The sequence below is a fragment of the Pseudomonas sp. Ant30-3 genome, from assembly GCF_000690905.1.
Lineage (GTDB): Bacteria > Pseudomonadota > Gammaproteobacteria > Pseudomonadales > Pseudomonadaceae > Aquipseudomonas.
In genome coordinates this window covers 55,586-70,048 of the sequence record NZ_JMCL01000010.1, presented here as the reverse complement: position 1 = coordinate 70,048, position 14,463 = coordinate 55,586, and the positions used below count along the sequence as shown (strand labels likewise).

The window sequence follows — 14,463 nt, the reverse complement described above, 5'->3', positions numbered from 1 at the left end:
GGACGCAGGCTGCGCCAGTTGCTACAAGATTTGCGTTGACGGATATGGGGGGCATCCGAGGACTTTGCAGATCTCGGCGACCACCTGCATCGTTGCGTCTTCGATCGTTCCTTCATTACGGCATAACACCCAGCCGTAATCTGCGATCGCTCGCTCGAACGCCTCGGTACAAGCGACCTGATCTTCCAGCCTATGGATCACCGTACTGCTCAGCCCGCGCCGCCGTGCCGCGGCCCTCGCCCAGGAAATATCAGGGCTGGTAACAACCCCGACATGCAGGTCCGGCACCCGCACGTGTCGGTCAATGTTTAATTGCAGAATCTCGGCAAACGGAATCAACCGGCGAAACGCGGCATCCGACGGGTACCAGCGATCGATCAGGATGATGCTGTCGGGTGGCTGTTTGGTCAGCACGTGCCGGGAAATCCAGGCGCGGCTGTCAGCAAAACGCTCACAGACTCTCAACTCCAGATCCCGGGTGGGGTTTCGCACGAACTGGTTGACCAGGGCCATTGTTTCAGCCCTGTAAGGATCGCTTTTTTGCTCGGAAAGCCGGATCACTTTTTTGTTATCGGCCCGCAATGCTTTCGTAACGGCCTCCAGCAGTGTGGTTTTGCCGGTCCCCTTGGGCCCATCCAGAGAAACGAACAACTGACGATTCATTCTTCACACAGTGATAGCTGATACCACTTACTCATCGCCGTCTTCACTCGGTTGTTTTGCCAACGCTTGCTCTCTGATGAGGGCCTGTGTGACCTGCTCAATGTAGTCCAGCACCTCGGATTGAACCGAATATTGGTACTGTTTACGACGGTTATTGGAAACCGCTCCATTGTTGCTCAGGCACATCATTACCAGGTTGGCCAAGTCGCTACCGCGCACGTCATACACGTCATTGACCGCGCTCACGACCTTGTCGAAGTTCTCGAGAAATATTGTCTCTTCACGAAGCTCGACTTCGAGTGCCCGCTGGGCCATTTCCAGGGTAAACCGAACCCCGGGAGTGGCATCCCAATAGCGATAGATCGCCGGGTCGCCGATAAAGTTGAACGAGTATTGACCGTGATCGATCCAGCGCACATCCCAGAACTCTCGCGCCGGGCGGGAGAATTGCTGCAACGTCTCCAGGTACAAGCGTTCCTCGCGTTTCATGGCGACAGAAACAGGCAGCAGCAACCCGTTCTCCAGGGCACCGGCGCGGCATAAGGTCTGGTGGATCAGAAAACGCGAGAGGCGTCCGTTGCCGTCCATGAAGGGGTGCAGGAAGACAAAGCCGAAGGAGATGATTCCCGCCGCTATCAAAGGATCGATGCGCGCTGGAGCGTCATTGCCCAGCGCCATGAGCTGTTCCATCAGCTCACGGCACAGGTCTGGCGCGGGCGGGACGTAAGTCACGCCCGCAGCGCCTTGCAGACCACTGGCTAAATGGTTCTGCTCATGACGAAACCCCGCGGCCATGTCAAAGGGATTGGAAATAGTCGCATTCTGCAGGTGGACCAGGTAGTCCTCACTCAGTGGAATGCGCTCGTGAGCCTGGCGAAGCAACTTAATGAATTTGCGTGCTTTGTCCTCGCTGGGTGACTCTTTCTCTATCGCAAACGAATCCTGGGTTTCATGCAGGTACGCCCACTGGATCGCGCGATCCATCATTCCCGACGGGAGGTTTTGCATGAATTGCTGCGCGCGGGCAAGAATATCGTGCTCAATGAGCGCGACAATCTCGGGGGTGCGTTCAACCGTGGCGCAATACGCGATCGTCCCGATGCCGTTGAACTCCACCCGCCAGCGAGAATTACGCTCGCCGGGCATGGTCACGTACAGTTTTGGGTCGAACAGTGGGACAAAGGCACCTCGCACTGGCGAGTGCTGGCGCAGTTCTTCAGCGGTGAACGCTTCACGTAAAAAGCACGCTTTGCGGATGTAGATACCATTAGGGGCGCGTTCCAGTTCTGCTTCCAGGCTCGCTGCCGGGATTCGCGGCAGCGCCTGGGCCAGAATGGCGAGGTTGATACCTTCGTGCTTGAGCGCGAATAACAGGTGCCCCAGCAGATCATCCGGGGCGGGCACAATATTGGATGGCACAGCCAGGGTTTCCCCGATCCGCTTGATGCGGGTAACCGGCTGAACCTTCGCCGGCCGGGGCAAGGGGAACGCTGAAAGCCGCAGCGATTCCAGCAGCCAGGCATATCCAGCTGATTTCATGGCGCAAATCCTTAATGTTGTGCTGTTGCCGCGCGATTTTCTTCAGCGCGCCAGGAAAATCTTAACTTCACGCGATTATCCTGATTTTTTCTTGACTGGCTATGGCGGATTTACGATACGGACTATTCTTTGCCTGCTTCAGCGTACGGTGACAGCGCCGGCGCGCCGATGCCATGAATCTCCCTGGCGACATTCTCACTGATGATGCTGGCCAGCAAGTGAATCGCTCCCCTCGCGCCCCGACAAATAAACTCTCTTGTTGAGTTTTATTTGACGCTGCTCAAATAAACATCAATAGCCGAACACTCGCTCGCTATGGCCAACTTGTTTAAGCCGCTGAGGTAATAACACCTCAGCTTTAAAGGAGCCGCCACATGACCACTCTTTTACATATTGACGCCAGCGCACGATCTGATCGCTCCCTGAGCCGAAAACTGTCCCAGGCATTCGTCGAGTCCTGGTTAGCCCACGACGGCAAAACACACGTCATAGTCCGTGACGTCGGGCACACCCCTCCTCCTTACTTGACCGAGGAATGGATTGCTGCGGTGTTTACCCCCGAAGCGCAAATGACTCCTGAAAAACGCGAGGAGCTGCGGCTCTCGGATGAACTGATCGATGAACTTGATCGCGCTGATGTCATCGTGATCGGCACGCCGATGTACAACTACGGAATGCCGGCAACCCTCAAGTCCTGGTTCGATAAAGTGATTCGTATCGGCAAGACGTTTACGTTTGATCTCGACCGGGGCGACTATCCGCTGGAGCCGATCATGAGTGGCAAGAAGCTGATCATCTTGTCTGCCCGGGGTGAGTTCGGCTTTGGACCGGGTGGTGTTCGCGAGCACATGAACCACCTCGACACCCACATTCAGACATGTGCGCACTACCTGGGTGTGGACGAGACTCACGTCATCTCCATCGACTATCAGGAATTCGGAGACGCTCGCTATGAAGCTTCCATCGCCGATGCATTCGACGCCATTCCCGTGTTGATCAGGCAGATGATTGCAGAACAACAATGCCAGCTCTCGCCAGCCTGAAGGCCAGGTGCCGCCGCGACATGGGGAGAAGTGTCGCCGGTCTCATGAAGTGATCGTCGATTGATGTCGAGTCAATCAATCGCAGCATTTTCCTTGAAGGAGCCGGCCTCGCTCAGAAGCCAGTCTCTGAACACTGACAGGCTGCGGCGCGGCGCACGCTGGTGGTCTTCTATCAGGTAATACGTGAATCCGGGCAAGGTCGGACCGTCTACCCGATGCATCCGGCCGGAACGCAGCTCATCGTCGATCAGTACATTGCTGCACAACAACGGCCCCAGCCCGCGCTCGACCGCATGCAGCGCAAGGGTTTCCTCGCTGTACCAGGAGGTGCGCAGATGCCGTGATGCATCATGCTCGACGCGGGCCAGCCAGGCCGACCATGACGGTACTTCCAGCGACTGATTTTTCCATTTGAATGCCAGTAACGAGCGGTTGTGAAAGTCGTTGATCGTTGCGGTACGGTCGGCCGGACAAATGCTTTTGTCCGCGACCGCAACGTAGCGATCCTCGAACAATACGGGTCCACGGGCATTGGCATCGGGCAGACCATATCGAATCGCGAGATCGATCTTCTCGGAGCGCAAGTCCATGACTTTCTCCGAGGCATGAATGGACACCACTATATCGGGATGGATCGCGTTGAATTTCGCCAGGCGCGGCATCAGCCATCTTTCCGCGAACGCGCGCGTAGTGGACACCTCAATGGCGTCCCCCTCGGCTGGCGTACCGATCAGGGCAAATGCTTGAGCTATCTGGTCAAAGCTGTCTCGCAACAGCGGGTAGATGGCTTTGCCGGCGGACGTGAGGGTGACGGTCCGCCCGCGTTCCAGGAGCTTTTGCCCCAATCCGTCTTCCAGTTGCCGGACCTGATGACTGACCGCTGCGACAGTGACCGAAAGCTCATTGGCAGCCATGGAAAAGCTCTGATGACGAGCTACAGCCTCAAACGCTCGCACGGAATTGAGAGGGGGTATTTTGCGCATGGCTTTCTCCGCACACCTGTTATTGAACTGACAGCACGTTCAGGGTTACGCCGGCAGACCACATTAGACAGCAGGCGCCCAGTGTCATGAGCCCGGTCGCATTACATCAGTGTCGCGTGTCCCTGTTGCTCCATCAGCGCCCGTCAGGGCCGGCCAAGCGGCCAACGCGCTGTAAGCGATCTCTTCGAGCTTTTGGCGACTGGCGCCATCGCGCGCTTGAATCGACATACCCTGTTGCACGGTGATGAAAAAACGCGCGACCGTCTCTACGTTTACCCTTTCGTCGACCTCACCGCTTGGGACGCCTTGAGCCAGCTTATCGGCAAGAATCTGGACATTGTGGACTCTTCTGGCGGACAGCTCGGCGCTGACAGCGGCACTGGCTGGGGTCAAGTGCAAGACTGAAAGGGTAATGAAGCACCCGCTGGGTTTATCAAGCGTGCTGAATTGAACGGCTGAAGTCATCAGGAACGCCTCTACAGCACCATAGGCCGTGGGCGCGGCGAGCGTTTCACGCCAAACCGCCGCGCCATCGGTCGCGTTATAAAGGTCTATGGCCTCCCTGAACAGTTTTTCCTTGGACCCGAAAGCCGCATACAGGCTTGGCGAGCCGATGCCCATTGCGGCAGTCAATTCCGCCATCGAAGCACCTTCGTAACCCTTCTCCCAGAAAACTTCCATTGCCTTGGCAAGGCTTTTCTCTGTATCGAAATTTCGGGGTCGTCCACGAACCGCCATTTGATAGCTCCAATTATGTGTCGATCGATATATTAATCGTTGACGGGGTTTTCCGTAAGAATTATGTTGTGTGCCGATCATTACATAAATAGAGGTTTCACCATGTCGTCACTTATCGGAAAGCGCGCATTTGTCACCGGTGGAAGCCGCGGCATCGGCGCGGCCATTGCTCGCAGGCTTGCAGCTGAAGGCGCTGACGTCGCGATTGCTTACGAGCAATCCGCCGCTGCCGCCCAGCTCATCGTCGCAGAGCTTCGCAATGCTGGCCGCCACGCGGTGGCGATCCAGATGGACGCAGCATCGCCAGATTCGGTCCGCCAGGCAGTCGATGGCGCAGCCGCTGAACTGGGTGGGCTCGATATCCTGGTCAACAACGCCGGCATCATGCGGGGTGGCCCGGTTGAAGCCATGAGTGTGCAAGACATCGACGACACGTTGGCGGTAAACATACGAGCGGTGCTGCTGGCCTCCCAGGCAGCGCTGGCTTACCTGCCAAATGGCGGCAGAATTATTTCCATCGGCAGCAACCTTGCCGAACAAGTGCCTGGCGAGGGGCTGAGCTTGTACTCGATGAGCAAAGCGGCCCTGATCGGCTGGACCAAAGGCCTGGCACGGGACCTTGGACCGAGAGGCATCACCGTCAATATTGTCCATCCGGGCTCTACTGACACGGACATGAACCCCGCCAGTGGGCCGGGTTCTGACGGCCAACTGAACCGCATGGCGATCAAGACGTACGGCCGAGCAGAGGATGTTGCAGCGCTGGTTGCATTTGTTGCTGGAGACGAAGCTCGCTCGATCAACGGCACTGGTTTAACCATCGATGGCGGCGCCAACGCATGAAGGCTGCCATCCGCTCTGATGACGCACGGCCCAAGCAAGTGCGCTGGGTACTTGGGCCTGCCATCAGCTTGGTGGTGGCAAAACCGAGTTCATAAACGCAAAGGGGAACGCCATGTTTGCCAAACTCTTGAAAGCAACAACTTTCGCACTTGCCCTGTTGCTAGCATTACCAACATTAGCCGCGCCCGAAATGCCCACGGAAGAGTTTCCGGCGCCCGAGGGGTTTACACCCGCCTATCAGACGGTGGACGGCGTCAAAATTCACTATCTCAAAGGCGGCAAGGGGCCGCTGGTACTTCTCGTCCATGGCTTCGCGCAAACCTGGTATGAGTGGAACGAGCTAATGCCGCTGCTTGCAAAAAATCATACTGTTGTGGCGATCGATTTACCCGGCCTTGGCCAATCGGACGCGCCGAAGTCCTATGCCGGCCAGGACGTTGCCAAACTTATCTATCAGTTCGCCAAGTCGCATAGTCAGAATGGACAGATGGATCTCGTGTCGCATGACATTGGCAACTGGAACACATTCCCGATGGTTGCCGAACATCAGGCTGATTTCAAACATGTTGTATTTATGGAGGCCCCCCTGCCCGACGAAGGGATTTACACCTTCCCGTCCTTCACTCCGCAGGGAGAGTCGCCAATGTGGCATTTCAGCTTCTTTGCCGCCGGTAATAACCTGGCAGAGACGCTGGTTGCGGGCAGAGAGGTTTCATTCTTCGAGCACTTCATAAAATCACATGCCGTCAACAAAGAAGTGTTTACGTCCGAACTTATAGGCCTCTACGCGCGCTCATATTCCAAGCCTCAATCATTTCACGCCGCGATGGAATATTACCGCGCCCTGCCTGAGACTCAACAGCGCAACATCCCTCTGTTCAAGAACAAGTTGACGATGAAGACCATGGCAATCGGCGGAGGCTCGCCCGTATCCGTCGGACAGTTTCAAGTCGATCAACTCGCCAAGTATGCTACCAATATGAAGGGAGTCGTCATCCCGAATTGTGGTCATTGGATGCCGGAGGAATGTCCCGCAGAACTCAACTCGACAATAATAAATTTTCTCGCCGATAAATGAGCGTAATGAATGCCGGGCGTTGTGCCCGGCAGCTTCGTTTGGCCTGGGTCAAGCAACACCTTGCCGGTCTCGCTTCAGGCATTGCAGGTAACCCAGTACGCCACACACCGCTTCCTGCTCGGCAATGTCCATACTCTCAGGCCTGTCGCTCAGCCAACGCTCAAAAATGCCGCGAACCAGCGCCGGCACGGTTGTCGCCGCGCGCAACACATCAATGCCTCGCGCCGTATCACCCCAATGCGAAAGTCTCGACGCAAACAACTCACTGCCTTGCGTCAGGTACCCGGCTTTGATCGCGTGAATGGGCAGATGCATTTCCTGCTGACTGAGGATCAACGCGACGGACTGATTGTCGCGCAGGTGTTTCATTCGGCCCCTGATTAAAAGGCGGGCGGCACCCTCCAGATCTGTGTTTGAGGCCGCTTGCATCGATGCCGAAATATTGATGAACATCTGTTGCTTCTGCCGTCGGATCAGCGCCAACAACAAGGCTTCCTTGTTGGGGAAGTACTGATAAAACGTGCCGATGCTCGTCCCTGCCCGCTCTGCGATCGCATTGGTATTGAAGCCTGCCAGACGGTCAGTGGCGAGAACCTGAGTAGCCCCCTCCAGAATCACCTCAATAGTGGCCTGCGCACGTGCTTGCTGCGGGATTTTACGGGGCTCCAGCGAAGGCGTTGGCATAGGATCGACAGCTCTGAAATGCGAGTAAGAAATTCAGCAGACAGTCATTAAAGTACGAGGTGAACAGGCTTTGCGCAATGTCGCGTGAACCGCTGACTCACCGTAGGTAGAGCAATGCCCAGTCTGATCCATGACCTGCTCATGAGCGAAGCGTTTTCGATACTGGCCCGTTTGATATTGACCTCGTTTTTCTGGATTGCAGGTCTTTTCGGCATTTTTAACTTCGGTGTGATGGTTGAGACAATCAAGGCCCACGGGCTGCCAATGCCCCGTCTGATCGTGGTTTTGATGGTGACCACCGAACTCGTCGGTTCGATATTGCTCGTCACCGATTTTCGCTCCATGGGTTGGCTGGGTGCCGGGGCACTGGGCGTGTTCACCTTGCTCAGCATCCCGCTGGACCACGCCTTCTGGAGATACCCGCCACCAAGGAAAATGGAAGAGTTTCAGCTTGCTCTGGAGCATCTCGCCGTCATCGGCGGTTTGATGGGCGCAGCCATTCTGACCATTCGTTAGACCGCAGACGCGCCTTCCACAATTACCGAGAGCGGAGATCCGGTTCAATCATTTGAGTTATTCGAAAATACAATTCTAAGGTGCGCCAATTGTTCGACGAGTATTGCGCCGTTAGCATCCATACAACTTATCGCGTAGAGATGAACAGTCATGTCGGATTTTATTACGCACATTAATGACAATAAAACCGAACATGAAACCGTGCGTCTTGATCCGCCTCCGGTAATCACGTCCGCATTCTCACGACGCGGCGTACTCAAAGCCGCTGTGACAACGGGATCGGTTCTACCGTTTCTCTCTGGCGCTGGCCTTCTGTCGATAACGGCGGGGTCGACGCTGCCCCTGTTGTCCGGCCCCGTCCTGGCTGCTTCCGCGCCTTCGGCAAAACCTACCGGCACTGCCATCGTGCCGTTTCGCATTGCAATCGCGCAAAGCGACCTTGACGATCTGCGCGCTCGGCTCGCCCTTACCCGCTGGCCGGAAAAGGAAACCGTGCAGGACTGGTCGCAAGGCGTCCCGCTGGCAAAGGCACAAGCGCTGATTGCAGCGTGGCACGATCATTACGACTGGCGAGCGTTTGAACGGCGAGTCAACCAGATACCTCAGTTTTTGACGAACATCGATGGACTGGATATCCACTTCATTCACGTTAAATCAGCTGAGCCCAATGCACTCCCCATCTTACTCACACATGGCTGGCCCGGTTCGTTCTCGGAGTTTCTGGAGGTCGTCGGCCCCTTGACCGATCCTGTCCGCCATGGCGGCAAAGCAAGTGACGCCTTCGATGTCATCATCCCTTCACTGCCCGGTTATGCGTTCTCCGCAAAGCCGACTGCCCCGGGTTGGAACATCGATAAAACCGCTGCGACCTGGGTCAAACTCATGGACCGGCTCGGCTATGAACGCTGGGTTGCGCAAGGGGGCGACTGGGGCGCCAGCGTCACCAGCACGCTCGGTCAATTAAGACCTGAGGGATTGGCCGGGATCCATCTGAATTGGGCGTTCGTGTTCCCCGAGGTCATTCCCGAAAAATTGTCACCCGACGAAAAACGCGCCGTTGATCAAGCCAATGTCTTCAAGACAGAAGGCATCGGGTATTTCAAACAGCTGTCGACCAAACCGCAAACCATGGGCTACGGCTTGCTCGATTCCCCCGTAGCGCTGGCGACCTACATTTATGAAAAGTTCCAGGTATGGTCGGACAACAAGGGTGATCCGGAAGAAGCGATTTCCCTGACCGCAATGCTGGACGATATTTCCTTGTACTGGCTTACCCGAAGCGGTGCTTCTGCCGCGCGGTTCTACTGGGAAAATCCGGGAAACAGCTTTGCCGGAGGCATCATCGACGTGCCCGTAGCGGTAAGTGTATTCCCGAGAGAAATCTATCAAGTGCCAAAAAGTTGGGCAGAGGCCACTTTTCCCCAGTTGATCTATTTCGGCGAAGTTGAAAAAGGTGGTCATTTCGCTGCGCTGGAGCAACCCAAACTGTTCACTGAGGAACTCCGCCGCGCGTTCACCTCTCTGCGGTCGTGAGTCTGAATTTGCACTGCCATATGGCCAAGACATGAAGCGTCACGAACGTTTCTGAAGTTCCATACCTACGCCAGACATCAGAGGCTAATCATGCAATCCGACGATCAACAGGGTTTTAACAGGCGGACATTGTTGAAAAGCAGTTTCGTCGGCGCTGCAGTATTGGCCTCGGCAGCAACGCCGCTGTCCTTATTCGCCGATACCGCAGTGAAAGGAGACATACGTCCATTCAAAGTTGAATGGCCAACTGCGAAATTGGCGAGCGTTCTGGATAAAGTCAGGACTTACGAGTTCCCCATCGAGCCCGAGAGTGCCGGCTGGCGGTACGGCTGTGATCCGGTTTTCTTGAAATCAATCTGCGATTACTGGGTCAATGGTTATGACACGCAGAAGGCAGTCGATGAGCTGAACCGTTATCCGCAATTCGTGACCAGAATCGAAGACCTGGACGTTCACTTTCTGCACATCGTGGGTGAAGCACGCGGCAAGCGACCCTTGCTCATGGTTCATGGGTGGCCTGGGTCGGTGTTTGAATTCTGGCAGGTGGCCGAGCGTCTGGCCTTCCCGTCTAGATTCGGTAATAACAGTGCCGATGCCTTTGATGTGGTCATTCCTTCGCTACCTGGCTTCGGTTCAAGTGGCAAGCCTCGGCAGCCGATCGGCGCCCGCACAACCGCGAGGCTGTTCGACACACTGATGCGTGAAAGGCTCGGCTACAAAACCTATATGGCTCAAGGCGGCGACTGGGGAGCTGGCGTCGTCGGCTGGCTCGGCCTCGACTATGCCGAATCGCTTAAAGCCATGCATTTGAATTTGCTGATCGTGTCACCCCAGTCCGCGCCCGGTGACGCCGAAGAAAACATATACGCAACCTCACACGCCGAATATGAATCTCGCTTGGGTGCCTATTATCAACTGCAGTCCACCAAACCTCATTCGCTGGCTTACGCGATGGCAAACAATCCTGTGGGACAGGCTGCCTGGCTGTTGGAACGATTCCATGACTGGTCGGATTTGCGGGATCGATCATTCGAAACCGTATTTAGCAAAGACCAACTGCTGACATCCGTGATGATTTACGTCATGAACGATGCATTTGCCAGCGCGGCCTGGTTTTACACCGCTGGCCGTATGGAGCAAGTTACAGAGATGCCAGTCGGTCGACGCGTGGAGACCCCAACCGGGTTTTCCGCTTACCCCGACTCAAGATCCCCCAACCCACCGCGGAGTTTGATTGAACGCGGTTATAACCTCAAATACTGGCGGGTCATGGAGCAAGGTGGCCACTTTGCAGCCATGGAGGTGCCCGAGGCTTTTGCTAAAGACATCCAGCAATGGGGCCGTTCTTTAAGCTGATTTCTTCGTTTCGCCTAACGACATTTTCAATAAAAAGGTATCGCCACCATGAACACCGAAAAAGTTGTGCTGCGCAACGGCCCCTTCAAGCGGCTTATCAATGACGGCGTAAAAGTCGACAACTGGATCTATCTCTCGGGCCAGTTGAGTGTCGACGCCAATGGGCAGACAGTGGGTGAGAACGACATTGCTGAACAAGTTCGCATGGCGTACCAGAACGTCAAAACGACGTTGAATTCGTTCGGCGCAGACATGCCTCATATTGTCGAAGAAACCTTGTTTGTGACCGATATCAGAAACTTCCTGTCCCGTGCGGACGAACTGTTTGCGATACGCGCCGAAGCCTATGGCGAAGACCCGCAAGTTGCTCAAACGCTGGTGGAAGTGGTTGCGCTTGGCGTGTCCACTTCCATGATCGAAATCAAATGCGTTGCCCGATTATGAAGGCTGTTACCGAATCCTGGTTATAAACGACTTACCTCACGCCGGATTGAGCGAAACCAACGGTTTTGCGCCCCAAGCACGATTGATGCTCTACTGAATCATCGAGCCAGCACAATGCACGGTTCAACGTTCAGGTTTGGACAGCTATGCGTTTATCCGGATTCATCCTCGAAAATATTGAAGCCATTGTCCAGGAATGGGAAAACTTCGCACGGACCATGGACACTCCTGGCAATCCGCTGGATACGGCGGCCCTGCGCGATCACGCTGAATTGATGCTGCGCACCATCGCGGCGGATCTGCAAACCGCACAGACCGCGAAGGAGCAAGTAGAAAAATCCCAGGGGCATGGCGTGTCAGAGGATGAAACCGCTGCCAAGACCCATGCCATTACCCGTTTGATGTCCGGTTTTACCATCGATCAGCTGGTTTCGGAATTCCGTGCCTTGCGAGCGAGCGTGATTAAACTGTGGATGAAACGAGCGGCCGACGGCACGCAGCTGCAAGTTGAAGACATGATCCGCTTCAATGAAGCCATCGATCAGGCGCTGGCCGAGTCCATCAACAGTTACACCGAAGCCGTTCAGGCTTCGCGCAACGTCTTCCTTGGCATTCTCGGCCACGACCTGCGCACGCCACTGAGCGCAATACTCCTAGGCGCGGACGTACTCTTGCGATCAGACGATCTGGGCGCGCGACCGACCAAAATCGCTTCGCGCATTTACAGTAGCGTTAAACGCGCCAGCCAGATTGTCGGTGATCTGCTTGATTTCACCCGTTCCCAGGTCGGCCCGGGTATCCCCGTAAAAAAACAGGAGATAGACCTCAGCCCGATTTGCGAGCGGATTGTCGATGAATCCAGAACGGTGTATCCGGAAACCAACATCAAGTTGAAATCGGTCAAACGGGCGACAGGTCAGTTCGACGGCGATCGATTGGAGCAGGTGTTTTCCAATCTGATCAATAACGCCGTACAACACGGCGATGGTCGCGAGCCCGTCACGGTCGCACTGGAAGTCTCGGGTGATAACCTTCTGTTCAGCGTCCACAACAGTGGCAGCGTCATACCGGAAGATGTCCTGCCGTTTATTTTCAATCCGATGGGCCGCTACTCCCCGCAAGCGTCGATCGATCACGGGCCTTATTCGAGCCTCGGCCTGGGTCTTTTTATTGCTGATCAGATCGTTGGTGCTCACGGCGGCCGGATCGAGGTGTCCTCGGAAAGCAAAATCGGTACGAAATTCGTGGTAGTGCTCCCAATGGAGTGATGCCGGGCCATTGTCCTACCTGAGTGGACAGTCAAACCGTTTCCAACCTCTTTATCCTGTTCTCGTACTTCCTTAATCTGAGCCCATGTTGAACGACGCCCAACCAACTCGATAAAGGATTTCACCATGACCACTTACAACCGCCTGAACAAAGACGACGCCGTAGTTCTGATGATCGACCACCAGACCGGTCTGATCTCGCTGGTGCAGGACTTCTCGCCCAACGAGTTCAAGAACAACGTGCTGGCCCTGGCCGACGTCGCCAAATTTTTCGAGCTGCCGACCATCCTTACCACCAGCTTCGAACAAGGCCCCAATGGCCCGCTGGTGCCAGAGCTGAAAGAGATGTTCCCGGATGCGCCTTACATCGCACGTCCTGGTCAAATCAACGCGTGGGACAACGAAGATTTCGTCAAGGCGATCAACGCCACCGGTCGCAAGCAGCTGATCATTGCCGGTGTGGTGACTGACGTCTGCGTCACCTTCCCGACATTGTCGGCGTTGGCAGAAGGGTTTGAAGTGTTCGTGGTCACCGATTCCTCCGGCACCTTCAACACCACCGTGCAGCAGGCTGCGTGGAATCGCATGACGCAAGCCGGCGCGCAAATGATGAACTGGTTCTCGGTCGCCTGTGAACTGCAAGGTGACTGGCGCAACGATATCGAGGGCCTGGGCAACCTGCTCTCCCAGCGCATCCCCAACTACCGCAACCTGATGAACAGTTACTCGGCAATGGCCGCGCGCCAGGCGTAATAACTGCTTACCGCTAGTGTTGAGCGCTCGGTTCCTGCACGGGGACCGGGCGCTTTGCTGCGTTCTGAGTTCATCGCAACCGATAAAATCAACTATTGGACCCCTGCCCCGCATCGGCGAAAAGCAGTGCCTGTGAGACTATGCCGGGTCACACCTGCACGTTCGCGGTGCAGCTTCACTACAGGAGTGATCATGAAGCTTTTTTATCGCACACTGGCTTGCGCCGGTTTATCTGCGCTGGCATTCACCTCGCCGGCCTCCGCAGCGCAGGGTCCGTCGTTCAAATGCCCGGAAAAAATGTCCAGCAGCGTCGAGGACATTATCTGCAGAACCCCAGAGTTGGGCGCGCTGGACCGGACGCTGGCGGCTGCTTACAACGCCGCTCTGAAAAAGGCCGGTGCCGATTCCAGAGTGTTGAAAGCCGAACAGCGCGGCTGGATAAAAGGTCGCGATGAATGCTGGAAGTCCGACGATAAACCCGCGTGCATCAGCAGCCGTTATCGCCAACGTACTGTTGAAGTTCAAAGCACATATGGCCTTGTTGCCTCGACAGGGCCTGTTACCTACGACTGTGGCCGCAACGGCACAGTGAGTGCGACCTTCTTTCAAACCGAACCACCTTCTCTCGCTGCCGTTTATAGAGACCAGCGCTCGCTGATGACGGCCGCTCAATCCGCCAGCGGCAGCCGATATCAAGGTCAGAACGAAAGTTTCCGGGAACATCAGGGTGAGGCGCGGGTGACTTGGGGCTATGGCGCAGCCGAGATGACGTGCCAAAAGAAATCCTGACATCCGGGTGCGTGCAAACGCGGGACGAATTGCACGCTCGCACCTCGGCACTTGCACCACGCGGCTGCGCCGATTAATAGATTGAATTCGCTCCCCGATCAGGTGCAAAGTGCCCGAAGTTGGGGAGAAGGACCTTGCAAGTTGCCCAGGCCGTTAACCATGACTGTAGTTCTCAACTAAACTGACATCACAATGACTTCATTCTGTGTTAGCCATCGCAAAGACTACAAAAC

General features: G+C 55.7%; 15 protein-coding genes. 10 read left to right on the top strand and 5 right to left on the bottom strand.

The window, feature by feature from the left end:
* Positions 1–21: 21 nt before the first annotated feature.
* Together DU29_RS0102420 and DU29_RS0102415 are read right to left on the bottom strand one after the other, a co-directional pair.
* Positions 22–663, bottom strand: coding sequence for a dTMP kinase (locus tag DU29_RS0102420; protein WP_028620266.1), 642 nt, complete (start codon positions 661–663; stop codon positions 22–24).
* Between the two features lie 27 nt (positions 664–690).
* Entirely contained in the window at positions 691–2,202 is a 1,512-nt protein-coding gene (locus DU29_RS0102415) for a Fic family protein (RefSeq protein ID WP_028620265.1), read from the bottom strand.
* Positions 2,203–2,576: 374 nt separating this feature from the next.
* Here DU29_RS0102415 and DU29_RS0102405 point away from each other — a divergent pair, with 374 nt between their 5' ends.
* Complete coding sequence (locus DU29_RS0102405) at positions 2,577–3,245, top strand: FMN-dependent NADH-azoreductase (protein ID WP_028620264.1); 669 nt, start codon at positions 2,577–2,579, stop codon at positions 3,243–3,245.
* A gap of 71 nt (positions 3,246–3,316) precedes the next feature.
* Here DU29_RS0102405 and DU29_RS0102400 read toward each other — a convergent pair whose 3' ends face one another.
* Complete coding sequence (locus DU29_RS0102400) at positions 3,317–4,228, bottom strand: LysR substrate-binding domain-containing protein (RefSeq protein WP_028620263.1); 912 nt, start codon at positions 4,226–4,228, stop codon at positions 3,317–3,319.
* Between the two features lie 84 nt (positions 4,229–4,312).
* Complete coding sequence (locus DU29_RS01000000129385) at positions 4,313–4,966, bottom strand: TetR/AcrR family transcriptional regulator (protein ID WP_050483055.1); 654 nt, start codon at positions 4,964–4,966, stop codon at positions 4,313–4,315.
* A gap of 102 nt (positions 4,967–5,068) precedes the next feature.
* On the opposite strand from DU29_RS01000000129385, the gene DU29_RS0102390 reads away from it, so the two are divergent.
* Together DU29_RS0102390 and DU29_RS0102385 are read left to right on the top strand one after the other, a co-directional pair.
* The gene (locus DU29_RS0102390) at positions 5,069–5,809 is read left to right on the top strand and encodes an SDR family NAD(P)-dependent oxidoreductase (protein WP_028620262.1); all 741 of its coding nucleotides are present in this window, start codon (positions 5,069–5,071) and stop codon (positions 5,807–5,809) included.
* A gap of 112 nt (positions 5,810–5,921) precedes the next feature.
* Positions 5,922–6,887, top strand: a complete 966-nt coding sequence (locus tag DU29_RS0102385; RefSeq protein ID WP_050483054.1) for an alpha/beta fold hydrolase — start codon at positions 5,922–5,924, stop codon at positions 6,885–6,887.
* Between the two features lie 48 nt (positions 6,888–6,935).
* On the opposite strand, the gene DU29_RS1000000130865 is transcribed toward DU29_RS0102385, so the two are convergent.
* Positions 6,936–7,571 carry a TetR/AcrR family transcriptional regulator gene (locus tag DU29_RS1000000130865; RefSeq protein ID WP_050483053.1) on the bottom strand — a complete coding sequence of 212 codons (636 nt, stop codon included), beginning with the start codon at positions 7,569–7,571 and terminating at the stop codon, positions 6,936–6,938.
* Positions 7,572–7,685: 114 nt separating this feature from the next.
* Between DU29_RS1000000130865 and DU29_RS0102375 the strand changes: the two genes are divergently transcribed.
* The 7 genes from DU29_RS0102375 to DU29_RS0102345 all read left to right on the top strand — a co-directional run bounded on the left by DU29_RS0102375 (position 7,686) and on the right by DU29_RS0102345 (position 14,230).
* A complete protein-coding gene (locus DU29_RS0102375; RefSeq protein ID WP_050483052.1) occupies positions 7,686–8,087 on the top strand; it encodes a DoxX family protein in 402 nt (133 codons plus the stop codon).
* Positions 8,088–8,237: 150 nt separating this feature from the next.
* A complete protein-coding gene (locus DU29_RS0102370; protein WP_081832419.1) occupies positions 8,238–9,620 on the top strand; it encodes an epoxide hydrolase family protein in 1,383 nt (460 codons plus the stop codon).
* Positions 9,621–9,710: 90 nt separating this feature from the next.
* Positions 9,711–10,976 (top strand): epoxide hydrolase family protein, encoded by a 1,266-nt coding sequence (locus DU29_RS0102365; protein ID WP_081832418.1) that lies wholly within the window; start codon positions 9,711–9,713, stop codon positions 10,974–10,976.
* Positions 10,977–11,024: 48 nt separating this feature from the next.
* The gene (locus DU29_RS0102360; RefSeq protein ID WP_028620257.1) at positions 11,025–11,420 is read left to right on the top strand and encodes a RidA family protein; all 396 of its coding nucleotides are present in this window, start codon (positions 11,025–11,027) and stop codon (positions 11,418–11,420) included.
* Positions 11,421–11,566: 146 nt separating this feature from the next.
* Positions 11,567–12,688, top strand: a complete 1,122-nt coding sequence (locus tag DU29_RS0102355) for a sensor histidine kinase (protein WP_028620256.1) — start codon at positions 11,567–11,569, stop codon at positions 12,686–12,688.
* Positions 12,689–12,814: 126 nt separating this feature from the next.
* Positions 12,815–13,441, top strand: coding sequence for an isochorismate family cysteine hydrolase YcaC (gene ycaC / locus DU29_RS0102350; RefSeq protein ID WP_033050230.1), 627 nt, complete (start codon positions 12,815–12,817; stop codon positions 13,439–13,441).
* Positions 13,442–13,633: 192 nt separating this feature from the next.
* Positions 13,634–14,230: an MliC family protein gene (locus DU29_RS0102345; RefSeq protein ID WP_028620254.1), complete on the top strand. Its 597-nt coding sequence runs from the start codon at positions 13,634–13,636 to the stop codon at positions 14,228–14,230.
* The last annotated feature ends 233 nt before the right edge of the window (positions 14,231–14,463 follow it).